This is a genomic window from Pseudoalteromonas aurantia 208 (assembly GCF_014858725.1).
Classification (GTDB): Bacteria; Pseudomonadota; Gammaproteobacteria; order Enterobacterales; family Alteromonadaceae; genus Pseudoalteromonas; species Pseudoalteromonas aurantia.
This window is the reverse complement of record NZ_AQGV01000015.1, coordinates 1,134,581-1,152,040: the sequence shown is the minus strand read 5'-3', so window position 1 is coordinate 1,152,040 and position 17,460 is coordinate 1,134,581. Positions and strand designations below refer to the sequence as shown.

General features: G+C 41.0%; 13 protein-coding genes. 1 reads left to right on the top strand and 12 read right to left on the bottom strand.

The window, feature by feature from the left end; genetic code table 11:
- Window positions 1–85: 85 nt before the first annotated feature.
- The 3 genes from PAUR_RS23055 to PAUR_RS23045 form a co-directional block, all read right to left on the bottom strand.
- A complete protein-coding gene (locus PAUR_RS23055) occupies window positions 86–1,543 on the bottom strand; it encodes an SLC13 family permease (protein ID WP_192510057.1) in 1,458 nt (485 codons plus the stop codon).
- A gap of 337 nt (window positions 1,544–1,880) precedes the next feature.
- Window positions 1,881–3,737: a M28 family metallopeptidase gene (locus PAUR_RS23050; RefSeq protein ID WP_192510056.1), complete on the bottom strand. Its 1,857-nt coding sequence runs from the start codon at window positions 3,735–3,737 to the stop codon at window positions 1,881–1,883.
- A 65-nt stretch (window positions 3,738–3,802) separates the two neighbouring features.
- Window positions 3,803–5,992, bottom strand: a complete 2,190-nt coding sequence (locus PAUR_RS23045) for a M4 family metallopeptidase (RefSeq protein ID WP_192510055.1) — start codon at window positions 5,990–5,992, stop codon at window positions 3,803–3,805.
- Between the two features lie 439 nt (window positions 5,993–6,431).
- Here PAUR_RS23045 and PAUR_RS23040 point away from each other — a divergent pair, with 439 nt between their 5' ends.
- Window positions 6,432–6,854: a hypothetical protein gene (locus tag PAUR_RS23040; protein ID WP_192510054.1), complete on the top strand. Its 423-nt coding sequence runs from the start codon at window positions 6,432–6,434 to the stop codon at window positions 6,852–6,854.
- 131 nt (window positions 6,855–6,985) lie between these two features.
- On the opposite strand, the gene PAUR_RS23035 is transcribed toward PAUR_RS23040, so the two are convergent.
- The 9 genes from PAUR_RS23035 to PAUR_RS22995 all read right to left on the bottom strand — a co-directional run bounded on the left by PAUR_RS23035 (window position 6,986) and on the right by PAUR_RS22995 (window position 17,445).
- Entirely contained in the window at window positions 6,986–8,110 is a 1,125-nt protein-coding gene (locus PAUR_RS23035; protein WP_192510053.1) for a DUF1513 domain-containing protein, read from the bottom strand.
- A 2-nt stretch (window positions 8,111–8,112) separates the two neighbouring features.
- The gene (locus PAUR_RS23030; RefSeq protein WP_192510052.1) at window positions 8,113–9,315 is read right to left on the bottom strand and encodes an imelysin family protein; all 1,203 of its coding nucleotides are present in this window, start codon (window positions 9,313–9,315) and stop codon (window positions 8,113–8,115) included.
- 17 nt (window positions 9,316–9,332) lie between these two features.
- Window positions 9,333–10,775, bottom strand: coding sequence for a di-heme oxidoreductase family protein (locus PAUR_RS23025; protein ID WP_192510051.1), 1,443 nt, complete (start codon window positions 10,773–10,775; stop codon window positions 9,333–9,335).
- Window positions 10,772–12,475 (bottom strand): di-heme oxidoreductase family protein, encoded by a 1,704-nt coding sequence (locus PAUR_RS23020; protein ID WP_192510050.1) that lies wholly within the window; start codon window positions 12,473–12,475, stop codon window positions 10,772–10,774. The genes PAUR_RS23025 and PAUR_RS23020 overlap by 4 nt, the downstream gene beginning before the upstream one ends.
- Window positions 12,476–12,571: 96 nt before the next feature.
- Entirely contained in the window at window positions 12,572–14,005 is a 1,434-nt protein-coding gene (locus tag PAUR_RS23015; RefSeq protein WP_192510049.1) for an imelysin family protein, read from the bottom strand.
- A 235-nt stretch (window positions 14,006–14,240) separates the two neighbouring features.
- Entirely contained in the window at window positions 14,241–16,235 is a 1,995-nt protein-coding gene (locus PAUR_RS23010; RefSeq protein WP_192510048.1) for a TonB-dependent receptor plug domain-containing protein, read from the bottom strand.
- 124 nt (window positions 16,236–16,359) lie between these two features.
- Window positions 16,360–16,623: a CBU_0592 family membrane protein gene (locus tag PAUR_RS23005; protein WP_192510047.1), complete on the bottom strand. Its 264-nt coding sequence runs from the start codon at window positions 16,621–16,623 to the stop codon at window positions 16,360–16,362.
- 160 nt (window positions 16,624–16,783) lie between these two features.
- Complete coding sequence (locus tag PAUR_RS23000; RefSeq protein ID WP_192510046.1) at window positions 16,784–17,035, bottom strand: hypothetical protein; 252 nt, start codon at window positions 17,033–17,035, stop codon at window positions 16,784–16,786.
- A 5-nt stretch (window positions 17,036–17,040) separates the two neighbouring features.
- On the bottom strand, window positions 17,041–17,445 hold the full coding sequence (locus PAUR_RS22995) for a DUF1761 domain-containing protein (RefSeq protein WP_192510045.1): 405 nt from the start codon (window positions 17,443–17,445) through the stop codon (window positions 17,041–17,043).
- Window positions 17,446–17,460 lie beyond the last annotated feature (15 nt).

The following is a 17,460-nucleotide window of genomic DNA, read 5'->3' as shown; positions in this document are numbered from 1 at the left end:
AGCAAGGTGATATACGCAAAATTAATGCTTAGTATTTACAAAATGTAAGTATTTAGTTATACATTCGACCTTAATGAATATGCCCTTAAAAGCCAAACACCAATGACCCTACACTCATTGTCATCACTGTTATAATCGCAATGGCGATAACATTCATCGCAAAGCCTGCTTTTATCATCTCTTTTATTTTTACTTCACCAGAGCCAAATATAATTGCATTAGGCGGTGTTGCAACTGGCATCATAAATGCGCAACTTGCGGCAATCGCAGCCGGAATAACCCATATAAGCGGCGTGCCTGCAACTTGTTCAGCAACAGGCCCAAGCAAGGGTAAAAACCCAGCAGCCGTCGCCGTATTGCTGGTCATTTCAGTTAAGAAACAAATTAAAGCGGTAACAACTAAAACCCCAATAACAATCGGCATTGCTGATGCTCCCGCTAAAGAGTTCGCAATGTACACGGCTAAACCTGAAGATTTAATTTGAGCAGCAAGCGTTAAGCCGCCACCAAACAGCAATAAAATTCCCCATGGCAACTGGTTGGCCGACTGCCAATCGAGTACTCGCTCATCTGTTTTCTTCTTCGCGGGCAAAATAAACAGCATAATAGCTGCTATCATTGCAATACCTGTATCGGTGATATTTAATCCTGTAAATTGTGCTATATATGGTCTCAAAATCCAGCTGACCGCAGCAAAAACGAATACTGCCAGCACGTTTTTTTCTGCTAAAGTCATAGACCCAAGTTCGCTTAACTGTTGTCTAAATAAAATAGATAAATTAACTGTGTCATCCTGCTTATCGTTTTGTAGCTTAAATGCAAAACGAGTCAACCAGTACCAACAAATTATGATCATAATAAAACTAAATGGCACAGCCAGTGCCATCCATTGTGCAAAGCCTATTTTAATTTGATAACTTTCCCATAAATATGCCACCATTAACGCATTCGGGGCTGTGCCAATAATTGTTCCAATTCCACCTAAACTGGCGCTGTAAGCAATAGCCAGTAAAAGCGCTTTCCCATAATTATCGTCACCTTGACTGTTTTCTTTTAAAACGTGAATAACAGACAATGCAATCGGCAGCATCATCAGGGTTGTTGCGGTGTTATTGATCCACATCGACAAAAAGCCACTAACCAACATCATGGCCAATATTTGACGCTTCGGATTATTGCCGCTTCGCAGCATAGTATGAAGTGCAATTCGTCGGTGTAGCTGCCACCTCTCCATAGCAATTGAGATTAAAAAACCACCTAGGAAAAGAAAAATCAATGGATGTGCATACAAACTTGCCGCTGTTTTAATGTCGTTAATACCCGCAAGTGGCACTGCGATCAGAGGGACCAATGACGTCGCAGGTATTGGAACAACCTCACTAACCCACCAAATAGCTAGCCAAAGAGCCAGCCCAGCAGTTCTCCATGCATTCACTTCCATACCAACCGGTGCATTTGTAAGGCAAGTTAATAAAAAAATACTTGGCCCAAGTAACAGCATTAACTGGTTAAACCTATTTTTGTTCTTTGAATTCACAGTCATAATATCTTGAATAAATTTACACAATAGTAATAATTAATTGAGGACAGAGTATGGAGCAGCTGAATGCATAGCTCAAGTGAGGAATTATATTTAACCTCAGTTCTGGGTAAGCGAATTTGCCAATAAAGCTATTTTTCTCATTCTCGGCGTTGCTTTCATTTGTAATAGCCCGCTATTACTGCATAAAAGTGCCTTGATATTGAACAAAATATCATCATTGAATTGTACTTGAGTTTGTTTACAAAATATTTCCTATTTCAAAGCCCTTGTCCAAACCTGAGGTTATTTAATATAATGAAGGTGATACTAAGTCGTATCACCTAACTGTAATGCCACACTAATTCGCTGTGACCGAAAGTGTTATACCGCTGGCTGCACTATATCCTTTCATACCGATGAACCATTGCCCAGATGCTGGCGAATCAAATGTACAACTCTCTTGGTTGCCGTTTTTGTAAGGTCTACAATCATATACTGACTCTGATACATCGCTTGCATGTTTAACGTAAAGATCAGCGTCTCCTGTACCACCGGAAACCGTAACCGTTAAATTTTGGTAGCCAGAATCTAGCGTCTGATTAAAACGAACCCAGCCACCTCGCGTTACTGACAAGTTACTTTCAGTACGATTGATGGGAGTAGGTCCACCATTTTGGACTTGATAGCTGCCTACTAAACTGACATCTGTAATGGCGTTCCACGCTTCAACCATGACATGATATTTACCAACTTGTGCAGTTGTAATGTTACATGTTTCATTGCTATTCGAGTTGGTACTTTTACAATCATAAGATTGTAGTGATGGTTTAGCGCCAAACTTAATGTAAAGGTCGGCATCGCCTGTTCCGCCTGATGTATTAAACTTTAAATTGGTGCTGTCAGCGGGGACATCAAGTGTGTAAAATAACTGTACTTTTGCAGCCCCAGTTATCCCTGTTTTTGTAACGCCATTTTCCAAACTGTTATCAACTGGTGGTGGATCTATTGTTCCAGCAGACTTACCTAACTCAGCCAAATAGGTGACTGCCAATTTAGCAAACTTGCTTGCATGGTCTGCGTCAAATTCAGCATCATTTACTGTGTGGATCTTACGATTAATGTCAGCCATTTTAGACTCAAAAGGCATTGAAGCGGCATAACCCTGTTGATGCCATGACGCGTGGTCTGAACATCCATAACCACATTGATCAAAGCCATAACTCATTGCCGGTAAGTAAGCGTCTATTAGTTGACCTAAAAATGTATTCTGTGCGGCATTGGTATAATCAGTCATCATCACAATGTCTTGAGTGCTACCATGACGACCAGTCATATCAAACTGTACCATTCCCACAACATTTTTGCCTTGTGACTTGTATGATTGAGCTATAGCCTTAGAACCTCTTAATCCCACTTCTTCAGCAGCAAAACCCATGATTTTTATCGTTCTTTTTGGCTTAAAATCACTTGCAACCACTGCCCGCAGAGCTTCAGTTAACACGGAGATTCCCGATGCATTGTCATCTGCACCAGGGGCTCTTCCACCACTGGCATTCGCGCTGTTAATTGAATCCAAATGGCCTCCAATAACAACTATTTCATCTGCTTTTTCGCTACCAGCAATGGTCACAACCACCGAGGACTGTGCCCAACTATGCGAAAAATATTCTACGCTAATATCACTGCGAGACTGGGCAATTTGTTGCCAATGACCTTTTAACCACTCAGAAGCATCTATGCCCGTTTGCTGTGTATAATAACGGTTATGAAATGCCGACATTGTATTCACTGTATTCGTTAAATTACTCGCCGATATTTTCCCTATCAGGGCATTCACCGTATCAGGGTTATCTATTGTATAATTTACCGCCAGTGGCTGAATTTGTTGCTGCTCAACCAAAGCCAGTTGAGCCAAATACGTGTGCGCTTCCTCTACTGAATCATGTGCAACGAACCCACCACAACGGTGGTAATTATCGTGCATAAATTCACTTAGTTCATTCACTTGATTTACATTGATATTTAATAACTGGGCATGTTGATGAAAACTGGGTTTTGATTGTAGCTGTTCACCTAGCAAGCTTTTTTTCAATTTATAGTGGTGAGCAGCGTCAGGCCCAACTGTGACCCAAACATGCTCATTTGATACTTCAGAAGCCAACAGCCCCATGGGTAAAAACAAGCAGCTCAGTAAGTACTTTACATGATGTTTCATAACTAAATTCCATTGTCTGATAAACAAAAAAGGGAGCATGAAGCTCCCTTGCTTAGTCCTAGGTATTAATTCGCTTTTATGCTTAAAGTGACACCGCTTGCTGCGCTATAACCGCGAACATCTACATGCCATGTACCCGCCTGTGGGTTGGCGATCGTACATGTTTCTGAGTTGCCATTTTTATATGGGCGACATTCATAAGACGTTGTTGTAGACTGTGAACCGAAATTCACATATAAATCCGCATCCCCTGTACCACCTGAGATTGTGACATCTAATGACGAATAACCTGCGCTCAAATCTTGCGTGAAACGTGTCCAGCCATTGCGACTTACACTCACGTTACTTTCTGTTCTGTCAATTGGTTGAGTTGAACCACCTGTTGAATAACTTCCAGTTAATGACACCCCTGAAATTGCATTCCATGCTTCTACCATCACATAATAAGCACCGGCTTGAGATGTTGCGATAGGGCATGTTTCATTGCTACTAGACGTCGTACTTTTACAATCTGAAACTGACAATGATGGGCGAGAACCAAATTTAACGTATAGGTCAGCATCCCCTGAATTACCTGTTGTTTCAAACTTTAAGTTTGATGCGCCAGCAGGCACGTTAAGCACAAAGAACTTTTGCTCTTTTGCCGCACCACTAATTCCAGTACGCGCAACACCATTGCTTATCTCTTCATCACCAATGGGTGGCTCACCACCGCCACATGAACTACCCGAACTCAAGTTAGATACAACACCAACCGCAGCAAGCGCCGCTTTTACATCGTCGGTGTTGTAATTAAGATCACATGCTGCATCCATCACACCATTACCCGCTAAGTCCCAGTTAGTACTTGCAGTCCAGTATTGTTGGTTTGCTTTAGCCATCACTTTAAATGCTTTTTGAGTATCCCAACCCGCCGTTGTGGCTAAGTTATAGAAAGCTTTATTGAACACTCCTGAACTATGGTGAACATCCATACCTGACGTATAGCTAGATTGTTGATCAATTGAACGTCCATCTTGTGTTGGATTGTTCATATAACGTAGTGCGCCAGTCCCTTTAAATATCTCTTGTCCTACTAACCAGTCATTAGAACCCTTCATATAGAATTCAGCTGCTTCACCCGCCATATCAGAAAACGCTTCATTCAAGCCACCTGATTTGCCACTATATATTAGGCCTGAGTTTTGCTCAGTAAAACCATGACTCACTTCATGTGCAGACACATCAAGACTTACGAGCGGGTAAAATGTGCTTTGCCCGTCGCCAAAAGTCATTGCACTGCCATCCCAAAACGCATTTTCATAGTTATTGCTATAATGAACTCGCATTTTTAATTGGAAGGTTAATGGGGCTGTTCCTATCCAATCGTTATACATGTTGAAAACAACATTTCCGAAATAATGCGCATCGTTAAGTGGCGAAAATGCGCCATTAATCTCTTTTACCGTATTTTCTGGGCACGTAAAGCTATGTGCTGAACTGCCACTTGTACCGTGATTTAAGTTAATTGTCTTAACATTGGCATTTGTCATCGTACAAGTATTGCCTGACTGCGCGACGTCAAGATGACCAAAGTCTGTGCCGTATACATACTTGCCTGTTTTAGCATTTCCACCAGGGCCTGTTGCGTTTGCATGCTGTAGATTATCAAAGCTGTGGATCATTTCACCCGAATGCGCATCAATGATCTGATACGGTCGAGAAGGCGTTTTGCCATAGGTAACATATGTCACTTCGTACGCAAGTCGTGCTGTCGAGTTTTCGTCTAGCCAAATAACTAAACGAGACGTTTTATTATGCTGAGTTAGTTCCTCTGACGTACCTGATAACGCTTGATGCTGCGTTATCGCTTTTTTAACCGCCACAGCTTCCGTTAATGATGGTTTTACCGTTTTAACATCACTTGCAAGATCATATACAGCGGCACCATGCGCTCTTTGCACCTGCCCATGCTTATCAAACGTTAAAATCGCATGATCTCCGACAACCGGTACACCCTGATAAACTTGTTGATATCGGCGAGTAACTTCGCCATTTTTTCCTGCAAATTCTTTAACTAAGACCAGATCGTTCCCTGCACCTAAACCGACAACTTGACTCGCAGTTGCCGACAACAACGTTGTAGAATTAGACTGTAATAAGCTATTCATACTCCCTTGTACGTTCAAGTACTGCTTATTCGCAGCTGCAGCATTGCCTGCGTAGCTTAATGCCATCGCTGTAATTGTGGCTAAAGTGATTTGTGATAGTTTCACGTTTACGCTCCAAAATGTTGTTTAGTATTATCAGCCATTTAGATTGGCTTTTTATAAATTGAATTTTGCAACAGTAATAACCGTTACATCACCCAGCCTAGACATCATTGGAAATAAATAAACCCAAACTTAACATTTAATACATACTTCATTTACCAAAAAATAAAACTTTAAACATCAATAAATTGTAACTGTTCAAATAAACATCAAACCTAAGTGTATAGTTTTAGTGTAAACTTTTACTTACAAATGTTAACAATATAAATATGGAACGTATCTTTAAAAAGCAATAAAGATATGTTATATCAAATCAATACTTTGAAAAATATACACAACTAAGCATATTTCAAAACTCATGATGATGAGAATAAATGCTAGGACCATGCTATAAATGAAAATATCTAAACAGTAACTACCAAAAAATAAGGTTGTCATATATATGAACGACAAAAAATTTCAGCTTTACCAACTTAGCGTTATCTTTAGTATGATTTTTGCGCTGGTTGGATTTTCATATAATATATGGCGTCTAGAATCAACCGAGACCAATAACAATATCCGAGTCGCCTGTTTTGAAACATTAAAAGAGCTCGCGTCACTAGAGCAAATTATTTATTACGCTTATTACGACCAAGATAAAGTCGAAGGTAATCCAAGAAAAGGCTGGATAAAAGTGGGACTTATTAACGACTTCAGTGCATTAACCTCTACTGACATAGAAAAAAGTGCTGCCAATTTAGAGCAGGTCTGGCGTGACAATTGGCCACAGCTTCATGAAGATAAAATAGCGGTTGATAAGATTGTGTTGAATATTGATAAAGTCAGAGATGAAATAAAAGTCGTGCTATCCAAGCTTGACTAAATAATTATTAATAAACCATATGAATAATACAATATTCTGAATGTTAACTCTGTTATTTCCGAAGGAATATCCAGGGCGCAGCTAAAAGTAAGCCACAAACGCTTAAAATCACTCACATCCGCGCCCCTACTTTATACCATATGTATCATATGGTTATCCCATTTAAGTTGATGTTTCTTTAATCTCACTTTTCGCTTATCTTGCAGTATGAGATCACCTCGCCCCGTACTTCCCATAAATTGCCCATTACTACTGGCTATACCAGCGCAATCTCGCTGTTTAGTTACCTCAAGTAAGCTATCTGTTTGAGTATCCCAATAGCTTATTACTCCGCCTCGGGGCGACGTAACAGCAAGGCGCTTATTCATAGGGTCTATGGCCAGACTTGCCGTGTATTGATTAAACACTCGCCATGTATTTAATTCTGTATTGAGCGCTTCTAGTTCAGACTCGTCACTTAACTTATGTGAAAAGATAAGTGGCTGAGTATGGTGTTTAGCCCCCTGATATTGGCACCCTACATACACTTTATCATCATTAGACACGCATAAATGACGTGTGCTTAACTGATTATTCGGTGGAGAAAATGATCCCATTAACTTACCCGACATAGCATCTAAGTAACTGATATTGGGCTTCATTGATTCAATATTAAGTTTGGTCCTTGGACTTGCAGGATGAGTATGGATCCCTCCATTGGCAACCACAATTGTATTACCTTGATTCATCAATGCCAGTTGGTGGGGGCCTACCCCACCACTTAAAAACTCGGCTTCAATTGCATAGGTAGTCGTGTTGCGAACCACGATCACTCCCTCATATGCTTGATAACTCTTGTCAAACCGATTCTCTGTGGTATACAAAAAGTCCCCGCTCTCAGTCAAGAAACCATGTCCATAGAAATGCTGCCCAACAGAAGATAATAGCTGTTTTTTTATTGCACCGGCATTAATATCAATAACGTATAATTTGTTACCTGGTCGCCGTGAAAACGCAAAGAGCGTTTTATTTTTACCACAATAAGTTAAATCATGCGCTCGCTCTGGTATTTCAACTCGGCCAAGCATATTACCATTATGGTCGAACCACCCAATAAAATGCCTTCCTGACAGGTCGGTGAATGCACTGGCAAACTGTGACGTTTGCGAAAATGCACAACCGCTTATTAGCACAGCAGCCGACGCTGCTGCACCAATTGCGAGCATGTTCTTGCAAAACTTTCGCCTACCATCAAGCTGTATTGTATTGCCTGCCAAGTTTAATCTCCGTCGTTAGTATTAAACCCTGGAGCAAGATCTGTCACTTGTACAAAATCAGTACTCATAATGGTACGTAGCTCTGTGATAGCTTTGCGGAGTTCTTGTAATTTGACCCGACCCTCATCTGTTTTAATTAAATCAGTTAACGTGTCATTTTTAAGTCCATTTACATTTGCCAATAAAGTATCAAACGCCGTCATAAGTGCAGTATTGACATCTTCTCGATCATTAACTTGAGTTAGGTAATCGTCAAAACCAAATTCATTGCCCCCTTGATACTGAGCAAATAAGGTATTGATGTTAACAGCTATATTATCTAATGAGCTTAAGCTGATGGCACTTTCGAGTAAATCAGGCTTACCTGGGATGCCAATACCTAACGGCGCTTTCAACTTATCGTCATTGATGATCTCTAGATATTCAAACCAGATAGTAAGAAACTTCTCTAATGCATGTTTTTTACTATCGAAATCGCCACTCCCATCTTTAAAACTCTGCGCGTACCCTGAGTTCCACTGTAATAAGGTATCTTCCATAATATCACTTACATTACGTGTAATAGCCTTAACATAGCCACACCTATTCTCCTTATCTTGCGCGCCGACTAGCGATGTTGCAGGATCACTGTTAAACAACACGTACTCCATTGCTGGCAAGCCCTGAATTTGGTGTTTTTGACTACCAAACCCTTCCGAAAAATCACTTTTTTCTGCCAGTGCAGCCTCTACATCTAAGGCTAATTTACTGGCCGATATCGGCCAAAATTGCACTCGTGAGTAGTAGAATGTCTCAGCAATCGGCCCGAATTTCAAAGTTCTTGCAGCCTGCCAAGCCAGATTGGTCTCACGCCAAGTTTGTTTTAGCTTTTCTAAGTCAGTATTTGAAGGCGTAGTTAACGCACAAAATTCTGTGCTATTACTTTCTAACTTTTTAGCCGCTGAGTACATATTTTGGTACGCTGGTAATATTGTATTATCAACTAAGCTTGCTGCTAGCTTCGTTAAACCATCTTTCACGCTTAATGAACCGACAGTCGGAGTCGTTGGTACTGTAGGTGTCGTTGGGGTTGTCGGGGTTGTATCCGTCCCACCAGATGAACCACCACATCCTGACAAGAAAGAAAAACTAAATACGCCTGCTAATATTAAAGCAATAGGTCTTAATGTGTGTAACGCCATTCTAGGCTCCGAAAATAAGTTCATTGCAGATCCAGCCTCGGTTAAATTTGATTAATAAAGTGAAGTAATGCTTCACGTTCTGTTATTTTTAGATCAATAAATTTTTGTTGATGTGACTTTGCTTCACCACCATGCCATAACACCGCTTCTTCTATGGTTCTGGCTCGACCATCATGCAAATACGCAGCGAAGCCTTGTACGCGTTTTTGTAGACCAATCCCCCATAGCGGCGGGGTTCTCCATTCAATACCAGTTGCTGAATTTTCTATGCCTTCATCTGCCAGTCCTTCTCCCATGTCATGCAAAGCCAAATCGGTATAAGGCCAAATTTTTTGACCCGCGATTGCCGCAATAACATAATCAGGATCCGTTATATAGCTCGGGGTATGGCATGTATTACACCCAATCTGATAAAAAAGTTTTCGCCCCTGTATCGCTTGATCACTGGTTAAATCCCGAGCAGGTGGCACGGCTATGGTTTGACCCATAAAGACAGTGAGGTCATGTAGCTTTTTTGGTATATCTAGTGTGCCATTAGGATCAACATCAGCGGCTTGTTGACATCGAACTTGATGAGGTAAACATTGTTCTTGCTCAAATATTGGATTAGTAATACCAATATCATTTACAAAGGCTCCCGCAATTTGTTGCTCTAATGTGCTATGCAGTCCTTTAAAGCCAAAGCGGCCAATCTGTCGAGTCTGGTCAATCGCATCTACAACAAAGTTGTATTTTCCACTGACTCCATCACCGTCGAGATCGTCGATATCTTCTTGTACTAGCAAGTCTTCTGCTTTAATTGCATCCAATAGCCCCATACCATAAACTGCAGGTGCATAACGTGCTGATAGCCTAGAGTCACTATCCATTTGACCATAATGATAATTCTCAAATTGGTATCGAGGTTTTCGTAAGGTATATTCAGTGCCGTCGGTATATGTTCCGACTATCTGGTCATAAAACACGCGAACTTGCCCCTCGCCTTTCACTGGCCCGTCCAAATTAGCATGAGACAAACGCACATTAAGAGGTTGTAGTTGTCCGCCATATCGACTGTCTGCCATGTAACTCTTTATATTCAAAAACCGAAACAACAACGCTGGTGGCGCAAGCTCCCCATGATTCGGTGGCTTTCCACGGCCACCATCTACATGGCATGTTTTACATGACCGAGCATTAAACAGCGGCCCTAATCCATCCCGATCCTTGGTAATAGCCGGTGATGCAACCCATGGATCTCTAAAAAAAGAAAACCCATCCCAAAAATCTAACTGAGTCATAATTGGCACATTCTCTGCTGGATACACAAATGTGCGGTGAGACACTGATTTACGGGTTGTCTCGCCTCCAGGTTTGAACTCACTCGCGCTAAATTGCGGCGTATCATCAAAGGATTCCGCTACTTTATATAAAGCAGCACCAACGAACAGTATGACGCCGATAATAATCCGCATATTTAGTCGATAGTTACGTCTTATTATCATAACGAGTTCAAAAATGCCTGTAAGTTTGAGCGCTCTGCTTTAGTCATGTTGATATAGCTTTTTTGAGCCGCAAGCGCTTCACCGCCGTGCCATAAAATCGCTTCTTCAATTGTCAATGCCCGACCATCATGTAAAAAAGTCGCTTTAGGGTTAACCGTCTTCACTAAACCGATCCCCCATAAAGGCGGGGTTTTCCATTCTACTCCTGTTGCATCTCCCTCCGGACGTCCATCGGCTAACCCGTCACATCGCTGGACATACACACACTGCTCACCACTAGTGCAACTTTCACCCGACGCCAATTCTCGAGTAACATCACAGGACCCCCCCATATCATGCAATAACAAATCTGTGTAAGGATAAATCACTAAGTCCTCAAGTGCGGTAATATTGGTTTTAGTTTCTTTGATTTGTAGCAAGTCAACATCTCCTAAAACACTACCGAGCGCCTTACCGGTTTTATGGCGTGGTACATGACAACTATGGCAATTAGCTTTATAGAACAAACCTCTTCCTGCTAATACGTCTGAGTTCCATGTATTACTCGCTTCGTCGAACCCTCTACGCTTAGGCACAGCTAGCGTTCGGTTATAAAATTCAACTTGTGCTAAGTCAATATTATTTAGATCTACACCATTGTGGTGCCTGTTATTTTCTCGCAATGCTTGCTGATCACACGCTGGTTGCAAATTCGTACACGGCTCTTCAGGATTTAGGCTACTGGTCACCCCCATATCTCCGCGATACGCACCTGATATTTGCTGTAGTATCGACCCTGTAACGGCCTTCTGTCCGAACCTTGCTAACTCGCGAGCGCCAGTGATAGGTTGCGATGTATATGCAGCGCGACCCGATATACCATCGTTGTTACTGTCATTTGGATCTGCGTAGACCAGAATTGACGATTCAGGAATGCTTTCTATAAGGCCTGAGCCATATACATGTGGCGTCACTCGAGCCGAAAGCCTGACATCTTCATTAAAATCCCCATATGCCAAATCTTTCACTTTATAGATGGGTTTTCTAAGTGTGTAACTCTCCCCATCTGAAAATTCACCCTGTTGTGTTTCATATTCAACCCAAGTATATGCTTCACCGTAGGATAAGCCTTCGTTAATCGCGCCTTGATATTTGGCTAATATAGGTCCTGATTTACCTTCAATTACGCCAAACACTTGGATCTGGTCGCCATAAATTGGATCGATACGACCTTTTGAATCCCCCACCCTTAAAAACATGCTCATCATTGGCTCGTCACTCGATGACGGCACCTCGCCTCTGCCATCTTTGATATGGCAACCTTGACAGCTCGTATTATTAAACAATGGACCTTCGCCATCATGATTACTTCTAAATGTATGATCTCCAGCTTTAAAAACAGCATCACGCTCTGGCTGTTGCACAATTGCAGGAATAGCTTGGCTATAAGCATCATTGTTTTGGATTGTTGTCGTTGCAACACCCGCCGATAAATGCTCATTCTTATCTGCTTTATCTGTTAATAATGGTGGTAACCCATCATTTGCGGTAATTGAAAATGCGTGATTTGACGTATCTGGAACGGTATCTGGTGGTGTACTGGTATCTGGCGGTGTGCCTGTGGTTGGATTACTTGATTCACTCGAACCGCCGCCACACGCCGACAGCAAAATAGTGACTAACAATGCCGCTATATAGTTATATTTATTTAAAAAATTCATCTTCAGTGCCCCTACTTCTCCAATGCAAAATTGCAATGCAGAAAACTGAAAAAGGCTGACGTTGCATCAGCCACTATAGAAATTAAAGGATATGTATTAGATATCTTCTTCCGTATCACCTTTAAGTGAGTTATCAATTTCTAAGCCAAGCGCATCAACCGCTTTTTGTATCAATTCTGTTTGCTTTACAAGCGCTTGAATCGTCGCATAGACATCTTGCTTATTTTGTTCATTTTGTATTTGAACATCAAAAGACATGCCGAGCTTAGCTGTGTTATCAATCACCGAAGCCGTCGCCATCGTTGCTTCAAAAGCTGCACGAAGCTCATTTGCTAGTTCATGATGCCCTTTTACAACAAGCAGATCATGAATACTGGCACCTATAAGTGCTTCACCATCGACTTTGGTGTAAGAACCTGAATAATGATTTTGAACACCTTTTGCATTTAACCAAATATCTCTATGTGTATTATCAGAAAAACACGAATGTTCATCTTCCTGACTATCAGTTCGAACCGCAATGCTCATACGCTCACCCGCTAACTCACCGAAGCTCAAGCGACCCATACTTTCAAACATCGATGCTAGACTCTTATCAACATTTTCTGCTTTTGTATATTCACTATAGTGAAAGCCAGACCCTGGTTTCCATGCGTTAACAACGTTTTGCAAATCATCCACCAGCAAATCAGCTGCTGCAGTTAGAAATTGTGCTCTGCGCTCACATACAGCATCTTGTGCACCTTGTTCACCAGATGTACATGTTCTGCCATTTGCTTCATCAGCTGGGATGGTTGCGGCGGTATAAAAATCAGTAACAGGGCGGTGACCAGCTGTGTAATCTCGGTTTGCGGTATAAGTAAGATCAGCGTTTAAATCTTGCCCCCAAAGTAAGAACTCAACTGCATGGTAACCTGAAGTGACATTAGCTTCTTCCCCATCTAATTCAAATTTTTCTTGTAGAAGTGCTTTGGTGATAACAGGGAATGACGTTACGTCATGAATAATATTTCCACCATTTTGATAGACAGCAGCGTTGCCACGACCTTCGTTACCATCCATATCAATCGTATAATCAATCAAAGCTTCAGCTAAAGGCCACGCATTAATTGCACCTTCTGGACCTTCACCATCGACAAGCACCCATTCACCGGCTTCATTTTTTGTTAACGCATCGATAGGGCCTTCACGGAATCGATATACCTCAGTTTGACCATAAGGTTCTCTCGCTGCTAACCATGCTGATTTCGCCGCAGTAAAATTAGCCTCGGTAGGGTTTTGAACTAATTCATTAACTTTTTCTTGTAAAAATTTAGCTGCGATCAGTGAATCGGCAAATGCTGCATATGCATGTTGCGCATTTGTGTTAACAACATCTTGTGCTGTCACGAAATTACTGACACCGGCAACGCCTTGTTCACCCTGAACACCAGCGGTTCCAACTGTGCCATCTTTTCCATCATCACCACTACATGCAGCTAGTACCGCAGTACAAACTAAAGTTAACGCAATATTTTTAATATTTTTCACAATTATCCCATCTTTTTTTATTAGATTGTTTCACCGCGCGAAATACTAACCAATAAAGAAGGTGCATTCAATAATTATTTTCATTTAGATTTGCATTGTAGATATAATTATTCTTTCTTTGTTTTAGATCAAAGTTTTCTTATAAGTTGCGGCACAACACTGGGGAAATTGATATCAATAGGTATCTAGATTGGCAGGTTTATGTATGAATTAAAACTGAATATTCGCTTTAAAATCAAAATGTATAGCTGTATTGTAAACGCAAGTTCCGTCCTTTTGCAGGAAGCTGTCCATCAAGCATTCTAGGGTCAAATACAACATAGCCTTTATCAAATAGATTTTGTGCCTTTAGCTGCAACGACTGGACAGGTGATAATTGCCAAGTAACACTTGAACCAAAAACAAAATAGGCCGATTGATTAAAATGTGGAGAAACGCTCAGATCAAGCGATTCAACAAAAACGCTATCACGCCAAACTGCATTAAGACTCAATTGAAAATCTAAGAACTGATGTGTTAATGCCAATGCACCAAAGCGTTTAAAACTGGCATTAAACGGTTCATCGAATAATTGTGTATAGCCTAGTTCAAACCATGTGTTGTTCGACAAATTGAAGTTACCGTTGAGCTCCACACCCTGCATACTTGTTTCAAACACATTATCGAAAGTAAAACGACCTTGCTCTGCATCAATCGGTACTAGGTTGATAAAGTCTTCTAGTTCATTATCAAATACAACCACGTCAGCCTGCCACGAATCATACTGGGCATGCCAAACCAGCTCCGTTGTTTTAACATATTCAGATTTTAAGTTTGGATTGCCAATGGTGACATCGTCATTTGAATTCAACTCGTTACTCACAGGCGTTCTAAATGACTCCCCATATTGAAGCTTTACGGTATGGTGCTCATAAATATTATAAATAATCGCTAACCGAGGTGAGAGCTTATTATCAATGTGTTTCACCTCATCAAATCGAGCCCCTAAAAATAACGTCGTATGAGGGGTAATACCATACTTAACTTGACCATAAACCGCATATGAATCAAATGATTGTAACAGACCACTAAAAGCATCGTAATCGTAGACCGTCGTTAATCCATTTTGATCATACGGTTTATCAACGTAAACATCGCCACGTTCAAAATCGAAATAGCTTGTCCTGATCCCAGCTTTCGATTGCTCTTCTTCCGAATATTCAGCGCCAAAGTTCAATACAAGTTCAGCATCAAATGTGTAAGAAGCATCTAACTTAATGGTGGCATCTTGTGTTTGCCAAGCTGGACCTACAAAAAAGTCACTCTCTAAACCCAATAACTCGGCGGGTGCAATTAAGCCATTGCTTATTATTTCATGCTCAATAAATTGAACATCACTGGTTACCTGCCACTTTTCATTGCTTAACCATTGATGTGTCAAATTAAACGCAATATTTTCGCTATTGTGTTCATTCCCTACCGACCAGCCAGCTAAATTTACAAACTCCCGAAGTTTAGTTCGATTATGATGTATAGAAAGCCGTCCATTTTGCCATTTCATCCCCAACTCAACAAAATGTGTTTCTATAGGATCACGCACATTAAAAGGCATGTAACGCTCACCATTGCGTGTTTGCCATGATAAATTGGCATATACATCAATCTCTTCATTCAGTTGCTTAAACAGATTAACACTCCCTTCTACATGTCCTTGCTCTCCCAGCGCAACCGAGATTTGATTCGCATCTTGTTTTGTAACAACATTCATGACGCCTAGAAATGCATTACTACCATACAAAGCCGAACCAGGGCCGCGTATAAACTCAACGCGTTCAATAATTTCAACAGGAATAAAAGGCATGTACACAGAGGCTTTACCAAACGATGATTCATTTAGCCGAAGGCCGTTAATCATGACTAATACATTGCCACTGTCTAAATAAACACCGCGTGTGTGTTCTTTTGGAACTGCACCAACCCAATCACCCCGAGTAGATTGAAAGCCTGGCACAAAATTCATTAATTCATAGGCGCTATTTACACCTAATAAAGAAATATGCTGTTGATTGAAAACAGTGATACTCGAGGGGACGCTTGCGCGTGTTTCTGCGGTTTTGGTAGCTAAACTAATGTTTACATCGAGCAATTCTTCAAAAGATAATTCAAATAGCCCCTCGTCAGGATCCGTCTGAGCAAAGCTTGAAAGTGAAAAAACACACCCAGTTATAAACAATACTAATTTATTTTTCATCACATTCTCTATATTGCAAGAATGTTGCTCGCAATATAGAGAAACCACCGCACAGCAACCAATTCTACTTTAATAATACAAGCGATGGCTAACTGTGCAAGCTTTTAGCGGAGTTTATTGATATTTAAGCTGTTGCTGTAGACTGTTTGGCTTTAAAGTACTTATATAGGCCTATCAAAGAAGCCGCAATCCAGAATATCTCAATGACGAAGCTGGCCAAATTAAAGTTGTAACATAAGCTAATAAGTAAAAGAATGGCGCCTGATAAGTTCATCAGATTATAAGTGAGGCTCTCTGGGTTTGCTTTTCCCAATTGCAACATAAAGAATGCGCCAACTACTAACCCAGTACCACTCATACCAATAACATCAAACAATAAATCGATCATGTCTTTTCCATCTGTGCAGCCGATACAATAATATCGACAATAAAAGTCACCCAAACTGACTGGCCCGGTCCATGGGAAGGGTTATTTTCAATCGTTGAAACAGCACAAAACCGGGCAATCCTACCATTTAAGCATGTTAAATACAGGGCAATTGTCCGCTTCACTTAAACGTCACTTTACCCCCAATTATTTTTAATGCTGGCGTGCCACGGATCAAAGTTTGCCGAGAAAAAAGAGTATCACATTCAGGACAGTGCACTTGATCATGTGTAAAGTCTTTTGATATTCGCTCAATAAAGCACTTTACCAATGCCCCCTTCCCTCCTTTACGATATTTAAACAGAGTGGCTTTACATTTTGCACAAAAGATATCAACCGTTCGTGTCGGTCCTGATTTATTCGGTTTTGCCATTAATTTTATCCAGTAAGGCTTAACACAACAGCATTGAGTATAAACTGAACCGTATGAAAGCCGCCATTAACCAACAAAAGTTTGAGTGGTCTTTGCTCGAAAATATAGCTAATTCCAAACGCCGCAGTGACAAAGCCAAGCCCTGTTAATAAGCCGAATACAACCGCACTCCAAAATGTCGGATCTTTACCTAGAAGCAGTGCCATCGAAAAAGATACGACCAGTGATAAACACATTGCAACGCCGTATATCAGTTTGGGGTCGCTATTTTTTAGGTCTAGTTCTGTTAAGCCACACCCCTCCATCCACATTTGTCCAAAAAGCCAAGATGAATACCATATCCCACCCAACATAAATGTAGATAAAGCAGCAAGTAATACCGCCCAATAATTAAGTTCAAGTATCTCCATGTCTCGTATCTCTTA

Coding starts and splice junctions, on each gene's coding strand:
- PAUR_RS23055 (WP_192510057.1), bottom strand. CDS start 1,543: ATGACTGTGAATTCAAAGAACAAAAATAGGTTTAACCAGTTAATGCTG.
- PAUR_RS23050 (WP_192510056.1), bottom strand. CDS start 3,737: ATGAAACATCATGTAAAGTACTTACTGAGCTGCTTGTTTTTACCCATG.
- PAUR_RS23040 (WP_192510054.1), top strand. CDS start 6,432: ATGAACGACAAAAAATTTCAGCTTTACCAACTTAGCGTTATCTTTAGT.
- PAUR_RS23030 (WP_192510052.1), bottom strand. CDS start 9,315: ATGAACTTATTTTCGGAGCCTAGAATGGCGTTACACACATTAAGACCT.
- PAUR_RS23025 (WP_192510051.1), bottom strand. CDS start 10,775: ATGATAATAAGACGTAACTATCGACTAAATATGCGGATTATTATCGGC.
- PAUR_RS23020 (WP_192510050.1), bottom strand. CDS start 12,475: ATGAATTTTTTAAATAAATATAACTATATAGCGGCATTGTTAGTCACT.
- PAUR_RS23010 (WP_192510048.1), bottom strand. CDS start 16,235: ATGAAAAATAAATTAGTATTGTTTATAACTGGGTGTGTTTTTTCACTT.
- PAUR_RS23005 (WP_192510047.1), bottom strand. CDS start 16,623: ATGATCGATTTATTGTTTGATGTTATTGGTATGAGTGGTACTGGGTTA.
- PAUR_RS23000 (WP_192510046.1), bottom strand. CDS start 17,035: ATGGCAAAACCGAATAAATCAGGACCGACACGAACGGTTGATATCTTT.
- PAUR_RS22995 (WP_192510045.1), bottom strand. CDS start 17,445: ATGGAGATACTTGAACTTAATTATTGGGCGGTATTACTTGCTGCTTTA.